This is a genomic window from Streptomyces sp. NPDC048018, from assembly GCF_043202995.1.
GTDB lineage: Bacteria > Actinomycetota > Actinomycetes > Streptomycetales > Streptomycetaceae > Streptomyces.
On sequence record NZ_JBIDBK010000002.1, the window covers coordinates 552,335 to 572,294 of the forward strand.

20 protein-coding genes are annotated in these 19,960 nt (G+C 73.4%); 8 read left to right on the forward strand and 12 right to left on the reverse strand.

The genetic code is table 11. The features are described from left to right. Positions 1-121: 121 nt before the first annotated feature. From ACGF1Z_RS08350 to ACGF1Z_RS08360, 3 genes are all read right to left on the reverse strand, one after another. Positions 122-1,066 carry a 3-oxoacyl-ACP reductase gene (locus tag ACGF1Z_RS08350; protein WP_393001301.1) on the reverse strand — a complete coding sequence of 315 codons (945 nt, stop codon included), beginning with the start codon at positions 1,064-1,066 and terminating at the stop codon, positions 122-124. A 47-nt stretch (positions 1,067-1,113) separates the two neighbouring features. Beyond that, positions 1,114-2,190 carry a Zn-dependent alcohol dehydrogenase gene (locus ACGF1Z_RS08355; protein WP_393001303.1) on the reverse strand — a complete coding sequence of 359 codons (1,077 nt, stop codon included), beginning with the start codon at positions 2,188-2,190 and terminating at the stop codon, positions 1,114-1,116. A gap of 204 nt (positions 2,191-2,394) precedes the next feature. Further along, complete coding sequence (locus tag ACGF1Z_RS08360) at positions 2,395-3,252, reverse strand: MaoC/PaaZ C-terminal domain-containing protein (RefSeq protein ID WP_393001305.1); 858 nt, start codon at positions 3,250-3,252, stop codon at positions 2,395-2,397. A 370-nt stretch (positions 3,253-3,622) separates the two neighbouring features. Between ACGF1Z_RS08360 and ACGF1Z_RS08365 the strand changes: the two genes are divergently transcribed. Genes ACGF1Z_RS08365 through ACGF1Z_RS08375 form a run of 3 tightly spaced genes read left to right on the forward strand, consistent with a single transcriptional unit; the run spans position 3,623 to position 6,495 of the window. After that, entirely contained in the window at positions 3,623-4,594 is a 972-nt protein-coding gene (locus tag ACGF1Z_RS08365) for an ATP-binding cassette domain-containing protein (protein ID WP_393001308.1), read from the forward strand. Continuing rightward, positions 4,591-5,313 (forward strand): ABC transporter permease, encoded by a 723-nt coding sequence (locus tag ACGF1Z_RS08370; RefSeq protein WP_393001310.1) that lies wholly within the window; start codon positions 4,591-4,593, stop codon positions 5,311-5,313. The genes ACGF1Z_RS08365 and ACGF1Z_RS08370 overlap by 4 nt, the downstream gene beginning before the upstream one ends. 18 nt (positions 5,314-5,331) lie before the next feature. Continuing rightward, on the forward strand, positions 5,332-6,495 hold the full coding sequence (locus ACGF1Z_RS08375) for a sensor histidine kinase (RefSeq protein WP_393001312.1): 1,164 nt from the start codon (positions 5,332-5,334) through the stop codon (positions 6,493-6,495). A 13-nt stretch (positions 6,496-6,508) separates the two neighbouring features. Here the strand turns inward: ACGF1Z_RS08375 and ACGF1Z_RS08380 are convergent, their stop codons facing one another. The 3 genes from ACGF1Z_RS08380 to ACGF1Z_RS08390 form a co-directional block, all read right to left on the reverse strand. Next, positions 6,509-7,792, reverse strand: coding sequence for a hypothetical protein (locus tag ACGF1Z_RS08380; protein ID WP_393001314.1), 1,284 nt, complete (start codon positions 7,790-7,792; stop codon positions 6,509-6,511). An 83-nt stretch (positions 7,793-7,875) separates the two neighbouring features. Beyond that, a complete protein-coding gene (locus ACGF1Z_RS08385) occupies positions 7,876-8,121 on the reverse strand; it encodes a hypothetical protein (protein WP_393001316.1) in 246 nt (81 codons plus the stop codon). Positions 8,122-8,248: 127 nt separating this feature from the next. Continuing rightward, positions 8,249-8,485: a hypothetical protein gene (locus ACGF1Z_RS08390; protein ID WP_393001318.1), complete on the reverse strand. Its 237-nt coding sequence runs from the start codon at positions 8,483-8,485 to the stop codon at positions 8,249-8,251. 91 nt (positions 8,486-8,576) lie between these two features. On the opposite strand from ACGF1Z_RS08390, the gene ACGF1Z_RS08395 reads away from it, so the two are divergent. Then, positions 8,577-9,209 carry a response regulator gene (locus tag ACGF1Z_RS08395; RefSeq protein ID WP_393002435.1) on the forward strand — a complete coding sequence of 211 codons (633 nt, stop codon included), beginning with the start codon at positions 8,577-8,579 and terminating at the stop codon, positions 9,207-9,209. Positions 9,210-9,282: 73 nt separating this feature from the next. On the opposite strand, the gene ACGF1Z_RS08400 is transcribed toward ACGF1Z_RS08395, so the two are convergent. The 4 genes from ACGF1Z_RS08400 to ACGF1Z_RS08415 form a co-directional block, all read right to left on the reverse strand. Beyond that, complete coding sequence (locus ACGF1Z_RS08400; RefSeq protein ID WP_393001320.1) at positions 9,283-9,735, reverse strand: hypothetical protein; 453 nt, start codon at positions 9,733-9,735, stop codon at positions 9,283-9,285. A gap of 86 nt (positions 9,736-9,821) precedes the next feature. After that, positions 9,822-11,303 (reverse strand): MFS transporter, encoded by a 1,482-nt coding sequence (locus tag ACGF1Z_RS08405; protein WP_393001322.1) that lies wholly within the window; start codon positions 11,301-11,303, stop codon positions 9,822-9,824. Positions 11,304-11,566: 263 nt separating this feature from the next. Continuing rightward, the gene (locus tag ACGF1Z_RS08410) at positions 11,567-12,757 is read right to left on the reverse strand and encodes a lipid-transfer protein (protein WP_393001324.1); all 1,191 of its coding nucleotides are present in this window, start codon (positions 12,755-12,757) and stop codon (positions 11,567-11,569) included. 11 nt (positions 12,758-12,768) lie between these two features. After that, positions 12,769-14,946, reverse strand: a complete 2,178-nt coding sequence (locus ACGF1Z_RS08415; protein ID WP_393001326.1) for an acyl-CoA dehydrogenase — start codon at positions 14,944-14,946, stop codon at positions 12,769-12,771. Positions 14,947-15,228: 282 nt separating this feature from the next. Between ACGF1Z_RS08415 and ACGF1Z_RS08420 the strand changes: the two genes are divergently transcribed. The 3 genes from ACGF1Z_RS08420 (at position 15,229) to ACGF1Z_RS08430 (ending at position 18,262) form a co-directional block, all read left to right on the forward strand. Further along, positions 15,229-15,732 carry a YfbM family protein gene (locus ACGF1Z_RS08420; RefSeq protein WP_393001328.1) on the forward strand — a complete coding sequence of 168 codons (504 nt, stop codon included), beginning with the start codon at positions 15,229-15,231 and terminating at the stop codon, positions 15,730-15,732. A 353-nt stretch (positions 15,733-16,085) separates the two neighbouring features. Next, positions 16,086-17,726: a TROVE domain-containing protein gene (locus ACGF1Z_RS08425; protein ID WP_393001330.1), complete on the forward strand. Its 1,641-nt coding sequence runs from the start codon at positions 16,086-16,088 to the stop codon at positions 17,724-17,726. Between the two features lie 92 nt (positions 17,727-17,818). After that, a complete protein-coding gene (locus tag ACGF1Z_RS08430) occupies positions 17,819-18,262 on the forward strand; it encodes a DUF4259 domain-containing protein (RefSeq protein WP_393001332.1) in 444 nt (147 codons plus the stop codon). 82 nt (positions 18,263-18,344) lie between these two features. Here the strand turns inward: ACGF1Z_RS08430 and ACGF1Z_RS08435 are convergent, their stop codons facing one another. Together ACGF1Z_RS08435 and ACGF1Z_RS08440 are read right to left on the reverse strand one after the other, a co-directional pair. Then, positions 18,345-18,626, reverse strand: a complete 282-nt coding sequence (locus ACGF1Z_RS08435; protein ID WP_393001334.1) for a DUF397 domain-containing protein — start codon at positions 18,624-18,626, stop codon at positions 18,345-18,347. Continuing rightward, complete coding sequence (locus ACGF1Z_RS08440; protein WP_393001336.1) at positions 18,586-19,434, reverse strand: Scr1 family TA system antitoxin-like transcriptional regulator; 849 nt, start codon at positions 19,432-19,434, stop codon at positions 18,586-18,588. The genes ACGF1Z_RS08435 and ACGF1Z_RS08440 overlap by 41 nt, the downstream gene beginning before the upstream one ends. A gap of 84 nt (positions 19,435-19,518) precedes the next feature. On the opposite strand from ACGF1Z_RS08440, the gene ACGF1Z_RS08445 reads away from it, so the two are divergent. Beyond that, a complete protein-coding gene (locus ACGF1Z_RS08445) occupies positions 19,519-19,926 on the forward strand; it encodes an ATP-binding protein (RefSeq protein ID WP_393001338.1) in 408 nt (135 codons plus the stop codon). Positions 19,927-19,960 lie beyond the last annotated feature (34 nt).

Sequence of the window (19,960 nt, forward strand, 5' to 3'; positions counted from 1 at the left end):
CCCCGTGCGGTCGACCGGTGCGCCCGCCCGCCCGCCTGCGCAGGCCGGCCGCTGCCGGGGTCCAGCCCTTCCCGGGGGCCGAGGAGGGCCGAGGACCGCGCGAACGGCCGCCGCCCTGCTCTCAGCCCTTCTTGAGGCCGAGGACCTCGGCCGCCGCGAAGGTCTCCCCCGCCGGCCGGGCCGCGTAGTGCGGGGTGAGCAGCCCGTCCAGCTCCTCGTACGTGAAGGCGTCCTTCGCCGTGTCGAACTTGGCGGACACCTTCGGCCGGTCCACGACCGCCACCATGCCGCCGTGGACGACGAGCAGCTGTCCGTTGACCCCGGCCGCCGCCGGGGAGGCGAGATAGCCCACGAGCGGCGCCACGTGCTCCGGCGACAGCGGGTCGAGTTCGTCGTCGGCGGTCGGCTCGGCGAAGCCGGCGAAGACGTCCTCGGTCATCCGGGTACGGGCCCGCGGGCAGATGGCGTTGGTCGTGACCCCGTACCTGGCGAGGGCCAGTGCGGTGGAGGTCGTGAGTCCGACGATCCCGCCCTTGGCCGCCGCGTAGTTGGGCTGTCCGGCCGAACCGGCGAGGAAAGCCTCGGAGGAGGTGTTCACGATCCTGCCGTAGACGCCGCTCTCGCCCGCCTTGGCCCGGGTCCGCCAGTGCACGGCCGCGAAGTGGGTGGTGTTGAAGTGGCCCTTGAGGTGGACCCGGATCACCGAGTCCCACTCCTCCTCGCTCATCGAGAAGACCATCCGGTCCCGCAGGATGCCCGCGTTGTTGACCAGGACGTCCAGCTTCCCGAACTCGCCCACCGCCAGGTCGACCAGGCCGCGGGCGGTCTCGAAGTCGGCGACGTCGCCGAGGTGGGCGACGGCCCGGCCGCCGGCCGCGCGGATCTCCGCGGCGACCTCCTCGGCCGGGGCCGCGGACGCCTCGCCGGAGCCGTCGCGCCCGGCCTGGCCGTAGTCGTTGACGACCACGGCCGCGCCGAGCCGGGCCAGTTCCAGGGCCTCGGCCCGGCCGAGGCCCCGGCCGGCGCCCGTGACGATCGCGCTCAGGCCCTCAAGAGGGAGTGACATGGAAGATCAGGTCCTCTCACAGTCGTCGCACGTTTTCTCTGGCGAAGTCAGATCTCGATGCAGGTGCGCAGCGCCACGCCCGTCCGCATCTGCTCCAGCGCCTCGTTGATCCCCGCGAGCGGCACCCGGTGGGTGATCAGGGACGCCAGGTCGATGCGGCCGGCCCGCCACAGCGCGATGGCGCGTTCGTACGAGCGGAGCACGTCCCCGCCGCCGTACATGGACGGCAGGATCCGCTTCTCGTCGAAGAACAGCTCGAACATGTTGAGCTGGAGGTGGTCGTCGAGGGCGCCCGCGCCGACGACGCAGAGGGTGCCGCCGCGCCGGGTCGTCTCGTAGGCCGTCCGCGCGGTGGCGGACCTTCCGACGACCTCGAAGACGTAGTCGAAGCCCTCGCCGCCGGTGATCCGCTGTTTGGCGTCGGCGAGCCCGTCCGGGGCGACGGCCTCCGTGGCGCCGAAGCGAAGGGCGGCCTCGCGCCGGGACCCGACCGGGTCGACGGCGACGATCTGGGCGGCACCCTGGAGCCTGGCGCCCTGGACGGCGGAGATGCCGACGCCGCCGCAGCCGATCACCGCGACCGACGAACCGGCCTCCACCTTGGCCGTGTTGATGGCTGCGCCGAGTCCGGTGGTCACCCCGCAGCCGATGAGCGCGGCGATGTCGAAGGGCACGTCGTCGGGGATCGGCACGGCGCAGCCGGCGTCGACCACGACCTCCTCGGCGAAGGTGCCGGTCCCGGCGAAGCCGAAGACGTCGCCGCCGGGCCGCTTGAAGTTGGGGATTCCGGCGTTCATGAAGCCGGCCAGGCAGAGCTGGGTCTGGCCGCGCCTGCAGGAGGGGCAGTTACCGCAGGCGGGCAGCCAGCACAGCAGCACCCGCTGCCCCTCGCTCAGCCCGGTGACGCCGTCGCCGATGTCGACGATCTCGCCGGCGCCCTCGTGTCCGGGGACGAACGGCGCGGGCTGCGGCAGCACGCCGCTCATGGCGGAGACGTCGGAGTGGCAGAGTCCGGTGGCCCGGACCCGGATCCTCACCTTGCCGGGGCCGAAGCCCACCGCTTCGACGTCGTCGAGGACCTCGAGCTTGTCCTGGCCGATCTCGTGCAGTACGGCTGCGCGCATGGGTGCGGCTCCAATCGGACGATCAGACGATCAGACGGTGGGACGACCGGCGGTCGGACGGACGGGCGGACGGTCGGTCGGTCGAGCTGCGATCAGACGGTGGGACAAGCCGTGGTCAGGCGGTCGGCGAGCAGCGGCCAGACGGTGGGACAAGCCATGGTCAGGCGGTCGGAGAGCAGCGGTGAGGTGGTCGGCGAGCAGCGGTCAGGAGTGCTCCACGACGGTGTCGGCGAGTACGGGGGCGTCGTCGCGCTCGACGGCGCCGACGGTGACCTGGATCCGGTCCTCGCCCTGCCGCCACATCCGGATCCGCAGGGTCTCGCCGGGGAAGACGATCCCGGCGAAGCGGGTGCGGTAGGAGCGCACGCGGGTGACGTCGCCGTCGAGGAGGGTGTCGACGACCGCCTTGAGGGTCATGCCGTACGAGCACAGGCCGTGCAGGATCGGCCGCTCGAAGCCCGCCAGCTTGGCGAACTCGGGGTCGGCGTGGAGCGGGTTCCAGTCGCCGGAGAGGCGGTAGAGCAGCGCCTGCTCCTCACGGACGGGCCGCTCGGCGGTGGCGTCGGGCGCGCGGTCGGGCACGTCGAGGCGCTCGGAGGGACCGCGGTCGCCGCCCCAGCCGCCCTCGCCGCGGACGAAGATCTGGGCGTCGCTGGTCCACAGCGGCCCGTCGGCGTCGGCGGCCTCGGAGCGCAGCACCAGGACGGCGGCCTTGCCCTTGTCGTACACGGCGGCGACGCGGGAGGTGGAGACGGCCCTGCCGGAGACGGGCAGGGGGCGGTGCAGGGTGATCGCCTGTCCGCCGTGCAGGACGGCGGCGAGGTCGATGTCGATGCCGGGGGCGGACAGACCGCCGACGACGCCCATGCCGGCGCCCGCGACGGTCGCGAAGCTGGGCAGGACGTGCAGCCGGGATTCGAGGGTGTAGCGCAGCTCGTCGGGGTCGGTGGCGGGGACGCCCGCGCCGAGGCCGAGGTGGTAGAGCTGGACGTCCTTGTGGTCCCAGCCGATCTCCGCGCTGCGGGGCTCGGCGGCGACGGCCTTGGCGGCGTCAATGGGCATCGCGTTGCTGCTCCTTGGTGGCCCGAGGGGGCCCTGGCAGGTGGAGACCTCGGCGCGGCCGTCCGCACCGTCGACCGCGCCGAGGCCGTGCGGGACCGAGGGAGGACCGCGAAAGTGAAACGCGTTCCAGTTCGGTGATCCATGTATAGCGGAGGGCCCGGTGCTTGGGAACCCTCCTGACGGTACGTCAGAAATGCTCGTGGCGGTACGCCGTGGCGCCGTCTCCGGGGCCCGTGCACCGCCGGCCCCGCGCTACGCCGGGGCACCTCCCACGGCCGCCGGACGCCGCCGGACCCAGGACATTTGTCACGGCCATGTCCGTACACGGCAGCCTGCCGGGCCCCCTCCCCCGCTCCGTAGTTTCGTGGTCATGAAGACAGCAGCAGCACGGACCGCCGGGAGCGCGGCCGCCGACGGAACCGCCGTCGCCTTCACCGGGGTCGCCCGGACCTTCGGCCAGGTCCGCGCCGTGGACGGCGTCGACCTCACCATCCGCCGCGGCGAGACCGTCGCCCTGCTCGGCCGCAACGGCGCCGGCAAGTCGACCACCATCAACCTCCTCCTCGGCCTCGACGAGCCCGACCGCGGGCAGGTGCGCCTCTTCGACGGGCCGCCCGCCCGGGCGGTCGAAGACGGCCGGGTCGGCGCCATGCTGCAGGACGTCCGCCCGGTCCCCCGGGTCACCGTCCGCGAGCTGGTCGGCTTCGTCGCCCGCACCTACCCCGCCCCGCTGCCGGTCGCCGAGGCCCTGGAGCTCGCCGGCCTCACCGCCCTCGCGGACCGCCGCGTCGACCGCCTCTCCGGGGGCCAGGCCCAGCGCGTACGGTTCGCCGTCGCCCTGGCCGGCAACCCCGAGCTGATCGTCCTGGACGAGCCGACCGCCGCCCTCGACGTCGAGGCCCGCGAGGCCTTCTGGGACTCCATGCGCGGCTACGCCCGGCGCGGCAACACCGTCCTCTTCTCCACCCACTACCTGGAGGAGGCCGACGCCCACGCCGACCGGATCGTCGTCGTCGACTCCGGGCGCGTCGTCGCCGACGGCACCGCCGAGCAGCTGAAGCGGACCGTGGGCGGCACCGCCGTCTCCTTCGACCTGGCCGGCCGCCCTAGCGAGGGGCTCACCCTGCTGCCGGGGGTCACCGCGGTGGAGATCCGCGGCAACCGCGCCCACCTGCGCAGCGACGACTCCGACGCGACCGTCCTCGCGCTGGCCGCGCGGGGCGACGTACGGAGCCTGGAGGTCACCCCGGTCTCCCTCAACGACGCCTTCCTCGCCCTCACCCGCGCCTCCGCACCCGCCCCGTCCGCCCCCGCCGGCCCGGCCCTGGAGCTGTCCCGATGATCACCGCGTACGTCTGCCTCGAAGTCCGCCGCACGCTGCGCGACGTCGGTTTCGCGATCTCCTCGATCGGCGTGCCGGTCATGATGTACCTCCTCTTCACCAACCTCGGCGGCCAGAACGACCCCGGCGTGAAGACCGCGATGATGGTCGGCATGGCGGCGTACGGCGCGCTTGGCGCCGCCCTGTCGCTCGGCACCGGCGTCGCCGAGGACAAGTCCTCCGGCTGGCTGCGCCAGTTGCGGATCACCCCGATGACCCCGCGGCAGGTGGTCACGGGCCGCGCGCTGACCGGCACGGTCGTGGTGCTCCCCGCGATCACCGCGGTGCTCCTCGCGGGCGGCCTCGCCAACGGCGTACGGCTCGACGCCTGGCAGTGGGCGGTGCTCGCCGTCGTCCTGTGGGCCGGCTCGCTCCCCTTCACCCTCCTCGGCCTCGGCAACGGCTACCGCCTCTCCGCGCAGACGACCGGCGTCGTCAACGTGGCCTGCAACCTGGGACTCTCGGTGGTCGGCGGCCTGTGGTTCCCGGTCGACCTCTTCCCGAAGTGGCTGGCCACCGTCTCCTCGTACACCCCCACCTACCGCTTCTCCGAGCTCGGCCAGGCGATGACGGAGGGCTCCCTGCCCGGGGCGGCGACGCTCGCCCTGCTCGTGGCGTGGGCGGCGGTGTTCGGCGCGTACGCGGCGTTCTCGTACCGTCGTTCCGCACGGACCGCGTGACGGAGGGGGCAGAGAGCGATGACGGACTTCTGGCGACGCAGGACGGCGAGGCTGCAGGACCGCGGCCCGAGCGGCCTGAGCCTGATGCCCTGGCTGCTCATGGGCCTGGGCGCGGTCTCCAACCTCCTCCAGGGAAAGATCGCCAACCCGTGGGTCGGCGCGATCGGGATCCTCGCCTTCAACACCCTCTACATCACGGTCGTCATCCGGGCCTTCGTCGAGAGCCGCCGCGACACCCGCCTCACCTGGGCGCTCCTCGGCACCCTCACGGCCCTCACCTTCACGCTCGCCATCGCGTACGGCGACGAGTGGCTGCTCTTCTTCCCGCTGCTGGGCCTCGCGGTCGGCGCGGTCGCCCGGGGCGGGCGGCGGCTGCCGGTGATCGCCTTCACGCTGGTGGCGGCGGTCGCGGTGGTGACGTTCTGGAAGGACGACTGGGACTCGTTCGGGATCGTGTACGGCACGTTCATCTCGACCATGGTCACGGCGGCGATCCTCGCCCTGCACAGCACGGTGCGGCAGCTGGAGGCGACCCGCGAGGAGCTGGCCCGCACGGCGGTGGAGAAGGAACGCCTGCGCTTCTCCCGGGACCTGCACGACCTGCTGGGCCACACCCTGTCGGTCATCGTCGTGAAGGCGGAGGCGGCCCGCCGCCTGGCCCCCCGCGACCTGGACGCGGCCCTCGGCCAGATCACGGACATCGAGTCGGTGGGCCGCCAGGCCCTCACCGAGATCCGCGAGGCGGTGACCGGCTACCGCGAGGGCAGCCTCACCACCGAACTCGACCGCGCCCGCGACGCCCTGACCTCCGCCGGCATCGAACCGGTCGTCCGCCAGTCCGGCCCGCCCCTGCAGCCGCAGACCGAGGCCCTGCTGAGCTGGGTCATCCGCGAGTCGGCGACCAACGCGGTACGCCACAGCGGCGCGACCCGCTGCGAGATCGACCTCGGCGGCACCCCGGAGCGCGTCCGCCTGACGATCACGGACAACGGCCGGGGTGCCCCGGACACCGGCACCGACAGCCTGTCGGGCAGCGGCCTGAAGGGCCTGGCCGAGCGCATGGCGACGGCGGGCGGCACCCTGACCTCGGGCCCGGGCCAGAGGGGCGGCTACCGGGTGACGGCGGAACTGCCGGTGGAGGCGGCGGACGCACCGGCCACCGCCGCCGACACGTCCTGCTAGAGGTACCTGCGGGCTACGCCCGGTCGACGGAGAAGACGACCCGCACGCCCTCGGTGGAGTTGATCCGCTCGTTGAGCCCCCAGATCCGCCCGCTCGCCGGGTCGTAGCCCAGGTTCTGGGTGTAGACGGGCGCGGTGGTCAGGACGTGCGGCGCCGCGTTGGCGCGGGCCTTGTGGATGCAGGAGTACGGGGCGCCCGAGGGGTCGCCGGAGCCGCCGCCGACGCCGGTGGGGCAGTCGCCGGCGAGGTACCAGTCGGTGCCGTCGGTGGCGGCGCCCTGCATGGCCCAGACCGGGGAGGAGTAGGCGACGGTGGCGTGCCCGTACGGGAGGGCGGTGTTCGCGTCGAGGGCCCAGCGGATGACGCGGCCGCCGGCGGCGCCCGGCCTGTACTCGGCGGAGACCAGGCCGTCCTGGCCGGTGCGGTCCAGGCTCAGGGAGTTGAGGCAGGGCCGGTCGCCGGTGCCGGTCGAGCAGGCTCCGCCGTCGGCGGTGGTGACGTACTCGCCGATCATCGGCAGGGCGTACGAGCTCCACCGGGCGGAGGAGGTGGAGCCGGAGACGCCGACGGCCTCGGTGCTGGAGTTGACCTGCCAGATGTGCCGCAGGTCGTAGACCTGGAGCCAGCGCCCGTTGGCGACGAACACCTTGTTGCCGTACCAGACGACGCCGTCGCTGTGGCTGGAGACACCGGTGAAGCCGCCCTTGCCGTCCGCGCCGAGCGTGGGGCGGACGAGGAGCAGGTGGTGGTAACGGACCTGCCCGGCCTCGGTGTTCACCAGGCTGACCCGGCTGAACTCGTTGGCCACGTGGGCGCCGCCGGTCTGCATGCCGCGGCTGAAGTGCCAGGAGGCGAGGAAAGCGGGGCGCCCGTCCCACAGCCCGCCCGGCTGGGCGTCGTACGAGCCGGTGAGGCCCTGCGGGGTCCACCCTCCGGCGTCGGTGTAGGAGTTGGAGGTGTCGTCGGCCTTGTCCCAGCAGAAGCCGGCGGGGCTGAGGGAGGCCGAGAGGCCGGTCGCGTGACACAGGCCGGGCCGGCCGGTGCGCCCGCCAGAGGTGAGCACCTGGGTGGCGTTGCGGACGGTGACGGCCCCCTGGGCCTCGACGGCCTTGATGGCGGCGTCGTTGTCGGCGAACGTGTTCCCGGGCCGCAGCTGGAAGCCGGCGACGGTGGCCGCGTCGACCTCCCCGAACGGCATGGCGGCCTGGGCGGGCCCGGCGGCCGTGAGACAGGAGGCGAGGGCGGCGAGGACCGCCCCGACGAGGACGGCGATGGACGGACGTGGTTTCCGAGGCATGACGGGAGAGCCTATGGGGTGGCCGGGGCGGCCGGCCGCCGCCCACCCCAGCCCGTCCCCCCTGCCCTCCCTCCCCCGCCGCCTCAGCTCCCGATGCTCTGCTCCGACGCGTTCCCCCCGATGACAGCGCTCTGCGCGCCCCCGCCGGCCCCCTGCGGGCCTGCGTCCGCGGCCCCGACCCCGAGCATCCCGACGAGACCGCCGCCGGGCAGGTCGACCGGCACGGCTTGGGCGCTGGTGGCGCCCGCACCGAGGACGGTACCGGCGGCGAGGAGGAGGGCGGCGGCGAGGGCGCGCGGGGGACGGTTCGTGCTGTTCAGATTGCTCATGCGCTGCCAACGATCGGGGCGGGGCGGGGTTGCGCGGCGCGGGGGTCGCGATGCGGGGTCGTGGGCGAGGCCGGGGGGCGGCGCCCGGGCGTCCAGGGCCGAGGCTCCCGGAGCCGGCGCTACGGACTCAGATGACGTGCCCCGTGTTCACGCCCTCCACCGCGGCGAGCGGCCGGTCGAAGAGCAGCTTGCCGACGCCCTTGTTGACGTCGTGACCGACGCCGTCCGAGGTGACGTCGGACGATTCGCCGCCGCTGACCAGACCACTGCGGCCCGGTCCGTCCGCATGGGCGGCGGCGGGCAGGGAGAGGGCGGCGCCGGCGAGGGCGAGGACGGCGAGGGAGCGCTGGGTGAACTGGTTCATGCGCTGCCCAACGAGTGCCGCGCGCCCCGGATGCGCGCCCGTCAACGCGCCTCAACAGGCCGTCCGGCCTACGCTGTTCCTCGTGAACGAGATGCCGCAGGACCATCGCCCCACCAGGAGCATCCGGGTGCTCCTCGCCGAGGACCAGGGAATGATGCGGGGCGCGCTCGCCCTGCTGCTGGGCATGGAGCCCGACATCGAGGTCGTCGCCCAGGTCGGGCGCGGGGACGAGATCGTCGACAAGGCGCTGGTCACGCGGCCCGAAGTGGCGCTCCTCGACATCGAGCTGCCGGGGCGCTCGGGTCTCGACGCGGCGGCGGACCTGCGGGACGAGGTCCCCGACTGCCGGGTCTTGATCCTGACGACCTTCGGCCGCCCCGGCTACCTGCGGCGCGCGATGGAGGCGGGCGCGGCGGGCTTCCTGGTGAAGGACGGCCCGGTGGAGGACCTGGCGGAGGCGATCCGCAAGGTCCTCCGCGGCGAGACGGTCATCGACCCGGCCCTCGCGGCCGCGGCCCTCAGCGCCGGCCCGAACCCCCTGACGGCCCGCGAACGCGACGCCCTGGGCGCCTCGGTGGACGGCGCCACGATCGCGGACATCGCGGCGACCCTCCACCTCTCGGAGTCGACGGTCCGCAACTACCTCTCGTCGGCCATCGGCAAGACGGGCACCCGGAACCGCATGGAGGCGGTGCGGGCGGCGCGGCAGCAGGGGTGGCTGTAGCGGCCCGAACGCACGGTGGTGCCCGCAGGTTCGACACTCGCCGAGCCTGCGGGCACCACCTTGCACACACCGTTCAACGCTTCTTCTCCCGAGAGAAGACGGCGCCGACGCTGCACAGGTCGTCCGGATCGTCACTGAGGCACAGGGACTTGCCGTCATCGATGAAGTTCATCGCAATGACGCACGCACCAAGGCTCTGCCCGTCGAAGTGAAGAGCCGCCGACTTTCCCGAGGTCGCACGTGGATCCGACATCTCCGACTCCTCGTCCTCGACGAGGAAATCCCATCTGCCGCTGGAGTCACCACGAGGACACGAGGCGTGGACGTCCGACTTCAGAGCCACGGAAGTGAACCGGAACGTGTGGTCGGAGGCGAACACCATGCTCCCCCCGGCATCATCTGCCCACCTCCCGACCAGGTCTTTCTGCGCGACCTCAACCTGAACATGAGAACCCTGGCCACACCCCGCCAGCGCAAGCACGGATGCCAACAGGCTTGCGGGAAACCACCGGCGTCGCTGCCTCATACCCCGCCCCACTCCCCCGCACCACTCGATCCGATCACACGACGACGCAGCGCTTCGCTCCGGTATCTCCGGCGGCTTACCGCGTCTCAGACCTCAGCCGGATTCTCGTCGACCGGGCGCCTCTCCGGCTTCGGGAGCCACACCGCCATCACCGCCGCCGTCCCCACCAGCACGCACGCCGCCGTGCGGAAGGCCGCCGCGTAGCCCGAGGTCAGGGCGTCCGGGGTGGTGGCTCCTGCGGTGACCGTGGCGGCGACCGTGGAGAGGGTGGCGAGGCCGAGGGCGCCGCCCATGGTGCGGGAGGTGTTGATCAGGCCCGAGGCGAGGCCCGCTTCGGAGGGGGGTGCCTGGGTGGTGGCCAGGACCGCGAGGGGGGTGGAGGCCATGCCGATGCCGAACATCATCAGGACGCCCGGCAGGAGGATCGCCGTCAGGTAGGTGCCGTCCACCGTCATCGTGGACTGCCAGGCGAAGCCCGACGCCGCGACCAGGGCGCCCGTCACCGCGACCGTGCGGGCGCCGAAGGCGGGCAGGAGGCGGGGGGCCAGTTTCGAGCCGGCGATGACGCTCGCCGAGCTGGGGACGAGGGCCAGGCCGGCCTCCAGCGGCGGGTAGCCCAGGACGTTCTGGGCGTACAGCGTCATGAAGAACCACATGCCGAAGGACGACGAACCGCACAGCAGCATCGTCACGTTCGCCGCGGACACCGCCCGGGTGCGGAAGATGCGCAGGGGCATCAGGGGGGCCGGGGCTCGGCGTTCGACCAGGACGAAGGTCAGGAGGAGGAGGGCGCCGGCGGCCAGGGAGATCACCGTCGAGGCGGACGTCCAGCCCGACTCCTCCGTCTGCACGATGCCGTACGCGAGGGTCGCCAGGCCCGCCGTCACCAGGATCGCGCCCGGCAGGTCCAGGCGCCGGCCGCCCTCGACGCGGCTCTCGCTCAGCCAGAGCATGGCGGCCGCCAGGACCACGGCGCCGATGGGGACGTTGATGAGGAGGACCCAGCGCCAGGACAGCAGGTCCACCAGCGCTCCGCCGATGAAGCCGCCCGCCGCGCCGCCGGCCGCGCCGACCGCCGTCCAGGTGCCGACGGCCCGGGAGCGGGCCGGCCCGTCCGGGACGGTGGCGGTGACCAGGGTGAGCGTCGAGGGGGAGAGAACGGCCGCGCCCAGGCCCTGGACCGCCCGGGCCGCGAGGAGTTGCCAGCCCTCCTGGGCGAGGCCGCCGGCGACCGAGGCCAGGGTGAAGAGGCTCAGGCCCGCCACGAACATGCGCTTGCGCCCGAAGAGGTCGGCCGCGCGGCCGCCCAGCAGCATGAAGCCCGCGAACGCGATCGAGTAGACGCTCACCACCCACTGCAGGCCCGTCGCCGTGAGCCCCAGTTCCGCCCGCATCGACGGCAGCGCCACGTTCACGACGGACACGTCGAGGATGACGAGGAACTGGCCCGCGCAGGCGACGAGGACCACCGGCCACACGCGGCCGGGCGTGGGCACGGGTGCGGGTATGGAGGGGTCGGCGGGTTCGCCGGTCTTCTGTGTGATCTCGGGTCGCGGCATGGGTGTCATGGTCGCAGACCCGCCCCGACCCGTACATCACCCGGATCTGTACCTCGCCGATCCGGCCCCCCACCGGGGATCGGCACCGCCGCAACGGCTTCCGGGCAGGGACGGCTCCCTGCCGGCGGGCCGGCACCGGTGGCGCCGCACCGGCCCCTGAGCGGGCCGACACCGCCGCACCCGCCCCCGCGCGGCACGGGCACCGGGCCCCCGCCCCCGCGCGGGATCGTCACCGGGCATCCGCCCCCGCGTCCCCTCTCCGTACGTCGCCGCTACGGCTTCCGCAGCATCGTCACGACCGCCGCCCCGCCGAGGCCGATGTTGTGCGCCAGGCCGACCCTCGCGCCCGGGACCTGCCGCGGGCCCGCCTCGCCGCGCAGGTGCCAGACGAGTTCGGCCGCCTGTGCCAGGCCCGTCGCGCCGAGCGGGTGCCCCTTCGAGATCAGGCCGCCGGAGGGGTTCACGACCCAGCGGCCGCCGTACGTCGTCGCGCCCGACTCCACGAGCTTGCCGGACGCGCCCTCCTCGCACATGCCCAGGGCCTCGTAGGTCAGCAGCTCGTTGATCGAGAAGCAGTCGTGGAGTTCGATGACGTCGACGTCCTCGATGCCGAGTCCGGACTGCTCGTAGACCTGCCGCGCCGCCGCCCGCGACATCGGGCGCCCGACGACGTCGATGCACGAGCCCGAGGCGAAGGACTCCTCCGTGTCCGTCGTCATGGCCTGGGCGGCGATCTCCACCGCCCGGTCCGCCAGGCCGTGTTCGGCGACGAAGCGCTCCGACACCACGACCGCGGCCGCCGCGCCGTCCGAGGTCGGCGAGCACTGGAGCTTGGTCAGCGGACGGTGGATGGTCCTGGCCGTCAGGATCTCCTCGACCGAGTAGACGTCCTGGAACTGCGCGTTCGGATTGCGGGAGGAGTGGCGGTGGTTCTTGGCGGCGACCGCGGCCAGCTGGATCTCCGTCGTGCCGTGGCGGTCCATGTGCTCCCGGGCCGCGTTGCCGAAGATCTGCGCGGTCGGCGGGGTCATCTCGAAGCCGTGGCCGGCGGCCATGATCCCGTAGTGCCGGGCCACGGGCGACGTCGCGAAGTCGCCGCCGTCCGAGCCGCCGCCCAGCGCGCCCCGCGCCATCTTCTCGAAGCCCAGCGCCAGGACGCAGTCCGCGATCCCGCCCTCCACGAACTGCCGCGCCATCATCAGCGCCGTCGAGGCCGTCGCGCAGTTGTTGTTGACGTTGTAGACGGGGACGCCGGTCAGCCCCAGCTCGTACGCGGCGCGCTGGCCGGCCGTCGAGGCCTGGAAGCAGTAGCCGACGGGGACCTGCTCGACGAGGCCGTACGGGACGCCGGCGTCGGCCAGGGCTGCCGTGCCTGCCTCCCTCGCCATGTCCCAGTACTGCCAGTCCCGGGTCTCCGGCTTCTCGAACTTCGTCATGCCGACGCCCACGATGTACGACTTCATGGAGGCTTCTCTCAGTCTCTCGGGAGGCCGAGCAGGCGCTCGGCCACGACGTTCAGCTGCACTTGCGTCGTCCCGCCCGCGATCGTCAGGCAGCGCGACATGAGCAGCCCGTGGACGGCCCGCCGGCCCGGCCCCTCCGCCACCGCGCCCGCCGCGCCCAGGAGTTCGAGGCCGAGCTCGGCGACCTTCTGCTGGTGGAGGGTCTGGACGAGCTTGCGGACGCTGGCGCCGGGGCCGGGTTCGATTCCGGACACCTGAAGGAGGGTGGTGCGCAGGCCGATGCAGGCGAGGGCGTGGGCCTCGGCGACGAGGGCGCCGACGCGGGCGCGCAGGGCGGTGTCGACGGTCGCGGAGGCGGCGACGAGTGCTTCGAGGCCGGTGTCGAAGGCGACCTGGTCGGCCATGTGGACGCGTTCGTTGCCGAGCGTGTTGCGGGCGACCCGCCAGCCATCGTTCACCTCGCCGACGACGGCATCGGCGGGCAGGACGGCGTCGTCGAACCACACCTCGTTGAAGAGCGACTCCCCGGTGATCTCCTTGAGCGGGCGGATGTCGATGCCGGGGGTGTTCCTCATGTCGACGACGAAGTAGGTGAGACCGCGGTGCTTGGGCGCCCCGGGGTCCGTGCGGGCCAGCAGGATGCCGTAGTCGGCCCCCTGCGCGGCGCTCGTCCACACCTTCTGGCCGTTGATCCGCCAGCCGCCGCCCGTGCCGCCGTCGTCCGTGCGCTCGGCCCGGGTGCGGAGGGAGGCGAGGTCCGAGCCGGCCTCGGGCTCGGAGAAGAGCTGGCACCACTGCTGCTCGCCGCGCAGCGTGGGTCCGAGATGGCGTTCCTGCTGTTCTGGCGTCCCGTACGCCAGAAGTGAGGGGATGACCCAGGTGGCGATGGAGAGCGGGCTGAGGGTGATGCCCAGAGCCTCCATCTCCCTTTGTACGGCGAGTTGTTGCACGGGCCCGGCGCCGAGTCCGTACGGCTCGGGGAGGTGCGGGGCGGCGTAGCCGGTGCCGGCGAGGGCGCGGCGGGCGGCGCGCGGGTCGAGCCCGACGGCGGGGGCGAGCGCCTCGCGGGCGTCCGTACGGAACCGCTCGGCCTCTGCCGGAAGTTCGAGGCGCAGCTCGCGTCGGGTGCCCGCGGCGGCGTGCCGTACGGCGGTGACGCGGTGGGTGTCGCCGCCGCCGAGGAGCTGGCGGGCGACGAGCGCGCGGCGCAGGTGCAGATGGGCGTCGTGCTCCCAGGTGAAGCCGATGCCGCCGAGGATCTGGATGCAGTCCTTGGCGCAGCCGTAGGCCGTGTCGAGGGCGGTCGCGGCGGCGAGCGAGGCGGTCAACGCCCGGACGCCGGGCTCCTCTTCGCGGGCGGCACGGGCCGCGTCCCAGGTGAGGGCGCGGGCCTGTTCGAGGCGGACGAGCATGTCGGCGCACAGGTGCTTGACGCCCTGGAACTGCCCGATGGGCTTCCCGAACTGCACGCGGGTGCGGGCGTGCTCGGCTGCCGTGTCGACCGCGCGGGCCGCCGTGCCGCAGGCGTCCGCGGCGAGGAGGACGGCGGCGAGGTCGTGGACGAGTGCGGAGTCGACGCCCCGCAGGTGCCGCCCGGCGGGCACGAGGACGCCGTCGGCGGCGACCTCGGCGGTGGGCCGGGTGGGGTCGGCGCTGTCGTGGAGGCGTACGGCGAGGGTGTCGGCGTCCACGGCCAGCCAGACGGTGCTGTCATCGGTCGCGGCGGCGAGGACCAGCAGGTCGGCGGCGGCGCCGCCGAGGACGGGAGGGGCGGCGCCGTCGAGCGCGTACCCGCCGTCGGTTCGGACCGCGGTGAGCGTGCCGGCGCCGAGCGCCACGGCGGCGATCCGCTCCCCCGCCGCGACGGCGGCGGCCTCCTCGGCGCGGCCGGCCCGGTGCAGGAGTTCGGCGGCGAGGACGCTCGGCAGATACGGCCCGGGGAGCAGGGCCCGCCCGGCCTCCTCCAGGACGACGGCCAGGTCGACCAGGTCGCCGCCCCCGCCGCCGCGCTCCTCCGGGAGATGGATCCCGAGCAGGCCCTGCCGGGCGGCCCCGTCCCAGTAGGCGGGGCGACCGGCGTCGGGCGCGTCGAGCAGCTTGCGTACGACCTCGGGCGGTACGGCGCGGGTGAGCCAGCCGCGGACGGATCGGGCGAGCTCCCGCTGTTCGTGCGTGATGGCGATGCCCATGGCACGGCAGACTAGAACACGTTCCAATCTGACGGAAGGTCAGATGCGAGGCGGGATCCGCTGCGGAGGCGGACAGGGCGTCCGGAAGCTCTGGACCCCGCAGGGCTCGGCTCGTCCCGCCGACCGGAACGGGCACCGGGGACGACCGGCCGCACCGGGCGGCGGCCCCCGGGGAGACGGCCACCGACCGGCTCCGCGGTACCCTCGCGCCCCGGCCACCGGGAGCGCGGCGGCTCACCCGAGCCGACCGCCGCTGTCAGTGCCGGTCCTTAGCATCCAGCCATGAGCATGATCGGCGAGTACGCCCGCCTGACCCCTTCCGAGCTCGATCGAGCTGTCCGCGACCCGGACTGGGCCGAGGAGTTCGTCAACGAGCTGATCGAGGCGGAGCTGGACGAGGACTTCGACGTGTCCCGGGCGCGCTGCCACGACATCGACAAGACGTGGCACGCCCTGGACTTCCTGCTGCGCCGCATCGCCTTCCCTGCCGACATCGTCCACGGCGAGGAGGAGCTCCCCCGAGCCGAGGACTGGGGCTACGGACCGCCCCGCTACCTCACCGCCGAGCGCGTCCGTGTCGCCGCTGAGGCGCTCGCCGTCACACCGCACCACGCCCTGACCGAGGGTGTGGGCCCGGCCGACCTCGCCAAGGCTGACATCTATCCCCACGCCATCTGGGAACGCGGCGAGTCGCTGGAGTACGTGACCGGCCACTACCAGGAGCTGGCGGCGTTCTTCCAAGCGGCAGCACGCGCCGGAGACGCCATGCTCATCTGGCTCAGCTAGTCACGGACAGCGCCGCGCGCCCGCGGCGGGCTCCGGCCGGCCCGGACCAGGGGCGGGCTCCGGCCGGCCCGGACCAGGGGCGATGGGCTCCGGCCGGTTTTAATCGCTGGTGGGCGTCCCGCGGCGCGCTGTACGTTGGCCGCGCGACCGCGCCGCCGATGCGCTCGGCTGCGGCTACTTCCTTCTGACAACAAAGTGACGCCGCGGCCCCCTTGATCTCGGCGTGCGCGGCCGTCTGCCGCCCCGCCGCCCGCGCGGCTCCGGGGGCCGGCCCTCCTTCGTCTCCTTCGCATCCGGGGGAATCACTGCCTCGATATCGCCATCGGCCACGCGTCGACAAGACGTGGTCCGAGATGCTCGTCGCCCCGCCCGTCGCGGCGGCCGCCCGTTCCCTGCCGCCCACGCGCTTCCATGTCCCCGTCGTCGGAACGGACTTCCGCGGCTACGCGGGCGGACCGGCCTTCGTCCGGGAGCCCCGCGAGGAGCTCTTCCTCCTCGCGGTCGGCAACTTCGTCACCCAGGACACCTTCTACGAGAGCGGTGCGGAACGGGACGAGCGGTACATCCGACTCGTCGGCCGCCTCGCCGTCGAGGACCCCACCTGGACGGCCGGACTGCTGCGCGGGCTCCGCGGCGAGGGCAACATGCGCACGGCGTCGCTGGTGGGCGCCGCCGCGTACGTACGGGCCCGGCTCCGGGCCGGGGTGTCCGAGGGACCCTCCAACCGGTCCGTGATCGACTCGGTGCTCCAGCGCGCCGACGAGCCGGGCGAGCTGCTCGCCCACTGGGTCGCCGCGTACGGCCGGAACGTGCCGACGCCGGTGAAGCGCGGCATCGCCGACGCCGTGCGCCGTCTCTACACGTCCCGGTCCCTGCTCAAGTACGACACCGCGTCCAGGGACTTCCGCTTCGGTGACGTGCTCAACCTGGTGCACGCCTCGCCGGACCCGGAGAAGCCCTGGCAGGGCGCACTCTTCCGGTACGCCCTGGACCGCCGGCACCACCCGGAGCAGGCGGTTCCGCCGGCCTCCGACCGTACCCTGACCGCCCACCGCGCTCTGTCGGAATCGGCCGTGGAGGAGCGGCGAGCCGTGGTGACCGGGCCGGGCGGCACCGAGCGGCTGGCCGCGGCGGGCATGACGTGGGAGGCGCTGGCGGGCTGGCTCCAGGGGCCGCTCGACGCCGCGGTCTGGGAGGCCGTGATCCCCACGATGGGGCCGATGGCCCTGCTGCGGAACCTGCGGAACTTCGACGAGGCGGGGGTCTCGGACGAGGTCGCGGCCCGAGTCGCCGAGCGCCTCTCGGACCCCGCCGAGGTCGCCCGCTCCCGGCAGTTCCCCTTCCGCTACCTGGCCGCTCACCGGCACGCGCCGTCCCCGCGCTGGTCGGCCGCGCTGGAACGGGCCCTGCACCACTCGCTGGCCAACGTCCCGCGCCTGCCCGGCCGGACGCTGATCCTGGTGGACCGGTCCGACTCCATGTTCTGGGACACCGTCTCCGAGCGGTCCACGCTGACCCGGGCGGACGCGGCGGGCGTGTTCGGGGCCGCACTGGCCCTGCGCGCCGAGGAGGCGGACCTGGTGGAGTTCGGCTGGAACAGCGCCAAGGTGCCGTTCGCGCCGGGCGAGCCGGTGCTGGACGTGCTCGGCCGCTTCCACGAACTCGGGGGCACCTACACCACGAAGGCCCTGCGCACCCACTTCCGGGAGCACGACCGGGTGCTGGTCGTCACCGACGAGCAGCACGCCGCCTACGACCCCGGCGGCCCGGGCGACCCCGTCCCCGCCGACGTCCCCGTCTACACCTGGAACCTGGCGGGGTACCGGCCGGCCCACGGCCCCACCGGCCCGCACCGGCACACCTTCGGCGGCCTGACGGACTCCGCGTTCCGGATGGTCGGCCTCATCGAGGCGGGCAGCGGGGCCGCCTGGCCGTGGACCGCCGCCCCGACCTCACCCCTGCCTCCGGAAGGCGCTCCGGTCGCCGGGCCGTGACCCGCACCCGCTCCAGGGGGCGTTGTCAGTGCTCCCTGTCACGATGCCGGAACGAGTGAGCGACAGCACCAGAAGCAGAGAGCGAGCACGCCATGGGCACCTGGGACATCGGCCCCTTCGACAACGACACGGCCGCCGACTTCTCGTACACGGTGGACGAGGCCCCCGCGGAGAAGAAGGCGGACGTGCTGCTGGCGGCCTTCCGCGAGGTCGTCGGAACCGGCGAGGAGTATCTGGACTCCGACCTCGCGGTCGAGGCCGTCGCCGCGGCGGCCCTGGTCGCGGCCCAGTGCCCCGGCGGCGAGCCGGTCACCACCTCCTACGGCCCGGACGAGCCCCTCCCGCCACTCCCCACGGAGCTCCGCCCGGTGGCCGTCGCCGCCCTCGACCGGGTGCTCGGCCCGGAGTCGGAACTGCTGGAGCTGTGGGAGGACTCGGACGGCACGGAGTGGAAGGCGGGGATCGTGAAGCTGCGGGCGGTCCTGGCGGGGGCCCCGGGGACGGGCGGGACCGCGGAGGCTGCCCGGGCCGAGTGAGCAGCAGGAGACGGAGACGGGGGCGCGGGCCGCGCGGGCGCGCGGGTGACGGCCGCCCGTCCGACGAGCGCCGCCCCGCTGATCAGCGCCCGAGCCGCCCCTCGGCCGCCGCCGTCACGAACGCCGCGAAGGCGGCGGGGCGGGCGAGGAGGACGGGGCCGGCGGGGTTCTTGGAGTCGCGGACGGCGACGTGAGCGGTGAGGTCGGCGACCTCGACGCAGTCGCCGCCGTCGGAGCCGCTGTAGGGCGACTTGCGCCAGGCGGCGGATCCCAGGGGGGCGCACTCGATGCACTGACCGCCGGTGTCGCCGCTGTAAGAGGATTTACGCCAGCACGCGCCCGTCAGCTTCAGCTCGGTCCCCATAGCGTCCCTCCATCACCCGGGCGATCAGACGAGCCGATTCCTCCACGGAGAGGGCGGCAGCCCGAAGGTGATCGTAACGGAGGACACCCTCGCGGACGGCGGCCGTATCGGCGGTCATGTGGCCCTGCACGAAGTCCTCGGTGTACACGACGTCGGGGTCGTCTTCGAACCGCAGCAGGTTGAAGGAGCCGAGCACGCCCACATGCGCGCCCGCCGAGAACGGGAGGATCTGAATCTTGACCCACTCATGCTCCTGCAAACTCAACAAATAGGCGAGTTGAGCTCGCATCACCGCGCTTCCACCGACCTCCTGGTGCAACACGGCCTCGCCCATCACGACCCAACACAGCGGAGGAGTGCCGCGTTGCAGAATGCGCTGGCGCTCGATGCGGGCCGCCACCTTCGTGTCGAGGTCGTCTGCGGTCCGCGCGCTCAGGATCTCGCGAGCGTACTCCGGGGCCTGGAGCAGTCCGTCGACCACGCCCGCCTGGAAGGAGTAGATGTACGTCGCCCGCGCCTCCATCTCCGCGTACGGCTGGAACCATGTCGGCAACTGGCTCCGCAGGACCAGCCCCGCCAGCCGTGAGAAGTGGCCGCCCGTCAGCAGGGCCGCGTCCAGCCGCTCCGAGAACTGTCGCGTCGGGGCCTTCTTCGCCGTCTCGATCTGGCCGACGAGCGAAGCCGTACGAAAGAGCACGTCCCCCAACTGCTGCTGGTTGAGCTTCGCCTCCTCCCTCAGCCGGCGTAACTCAGAGCCGTAGTAGTCCAGCGGCGACGCGCTGGGATCGAGGTTCCGGATGTTGACCACGGCGAGGGCACCCCCAAGCTCACGCTTTCACGCGTTGGTTCCGTTCCGTAGCCGAGCGTAACGAAGCGGGCCCACGCTGGTGCCATGAATCAGGCAACCGACCTCTATCCGGCGGAACTTGCCGGGACCTACCGCATGGCCTTCACCGTCGGTGAGCACTCCGCCGGTCACATGCGGCGCATCCTGCGCATGTTCCTCACGCGCTGGGGGCTCGACCACGTGACCGACTCCGCCGCGCTCGCGCTCACCGAGCTCGTCGCCAACGTGGTCCGGCACGTGCCCGGCCGCCGGTGCACCGTGCTGATCCTGCGCGAGCCGCACGGGCTGCGGGTGGAGGTCGCGGACGGGGTGCCGGGGACGCTCGTCGCGAAGGCCCCCGAGCCGCTCGCCGAGGGCGGGCGCGGACTGGCACTGGTGGAGGCCGTGACCGACCGGTGGGGGGCCACGGAGACGCCCGCCGGAAAGACGGTGTGGTTCGAGTGCGACGCGTAGGGCACGATGGGCGCCCGTACACCCGTACCCGCCA

Excerpts from the sequence above, each read along its gene's own strand:
- ACGF1Z_RS08350 (WP_393001301.1), bottom strand. The coding sequence starts at position 1,066 with ATGTCACTCCCTCTTGAGGGCCTGAGCGCGATCGTCACGGGCGCCGGC.
- ACGF1Z_RS08355 (WP_393001303.1), bottom strand. The coding sequence starts at position 2,190 with ATGCGCGCAGCCGTACTGCACGAGATCGGCCAGGACAAGCTCGAGGTC.
- ACGF1Z_RS08360 (WP_393001305.1), bottom strand. The coding sequence starts at position 3,252 with ATGCCCATTGACGCCGCCAAGGCCGTCGCCGCCGAGCCCCGCAGCGCG.
- ACGF1Z_RS08365 (WP_393001308.1), top strand. The coding sequence starts at position 3,623 with ATGAAGACAGCAGCAGCACGGACCGCCGGGAGCGCGGCCGCCGACGGA.
- ACGF1Z_RS08370 (WP_393001310.1), top strand. The coding sequence starts at position 4,591 with ATGATCACCGCGTACGTCTGCCTCGAAGTCCGCCGCACGCTGCGCGAC.
- ACGF1Z_RS08375 (WP_393001312.1), top strand. The coding sequence starts at position 5,332 with ATGACGGACTTCTGGCGACGCAGGACGGCGAGGCTGCAGGACCGCGGC.
- ACGF1Z_RS08380 (WP_393001314.1), bottom strand. The coding sequence starts at position 7,792 with ATGCCTCGGAAACCACGTCCGTCCATCGCCGTCCTCGTCGGGGCGGTC.
- ACGF1Z_RS08385 (WP_393001316.1), bottom strand. The coding sequence starts at position 8,121 with ATGAGCAATCTGAACAGCACGAACCGTCCCCCGCGCGCCCTCGCCGCC.
- ACGF1Z_RS08390 (WP_393001318.1), bottom strand. The coding sequence starts at position 8,485 with ATGAACCAGTTCACCCAGCGCTCCCTCGCCGTCCTCGCCCTCGCCGGC.
- ACGF1Z_RS08395 (WP_393002435.1), top strand. The coding sequence starts at position 8,577 with ATGCCGCAGGACCATCGCCCCACCAGGAGCATCCGGGTGCTCCTCGCC.
- ACGF1Z_RS08400 (WP_393001320.1), bottom strand. The coding sequence starts at position 9,735 with ATGAGGCAGCGACGCCGGTGGTTTCCCGCAAGCCTGTTGGCATCCGTG.
- ACGF1Z_RS08405 (WP_393001322.1), bottom strand. The coding sequence starts at position 11,303 with ATGACACCCATGCCGCGACCCGAGATCACACAGAAGACCGGCGAACCC.
- ACGF1Z_RS08410 (WP_393001324.1), bottom strand. The coding sequence starts at position 12,757 with ATGAAGTCGTACATCGTGGGCGTCGGCATGACGAAGTTCGAGAAGCCG.
- ACGF1Z_RS08415 (WP_393001326.1), bottom strand. The coding sequence starts at position 14,946 with ATGGGCATCGCCATCACGCACGAACAGCGGGAGCTCGCCCGATCCGTC.
- ACGF1Z_RS08420 (WP_393001328.1), top strand. The coding sequence starts at position 15,229 with ATGAGCATGATCGGCGAGTACGCCCGCCTGACCCCTTCCGAGCTCGAT.
- ACGF1Z_RS08425 (WP_393001330.1), top strand. The coding sequence starts at position 16,086 with ATGCTCGTCGCCCCGCCCGTCGCGGCGGCCGCCCGTTCCCTGCCGCCC.
- ACGF1Z_RS08430 (WP_393001332.1), top strand. The coding sequence starts at position 17,819 with ATGGGCACCTGGGACATCGGCCCCTTCGACAACGACACGGCCGCCGAC.
- ACGF1Z_RS08435 (WP_393001334.1), bottom strand. The coding sequence starts at position 18,626 with ATGGGGACCGAGCTGAAGCTGACGGGCGCGTGCTGGCGTAAATCCTCT.
- ACGF1Z_RS08445 (WP_393001338.1), top strand. The coding sequence starts at position 19,519 with ATGAATCAGGCAACCGACCTCTATCCGGCGGAACTTGCCGGGACCTAC.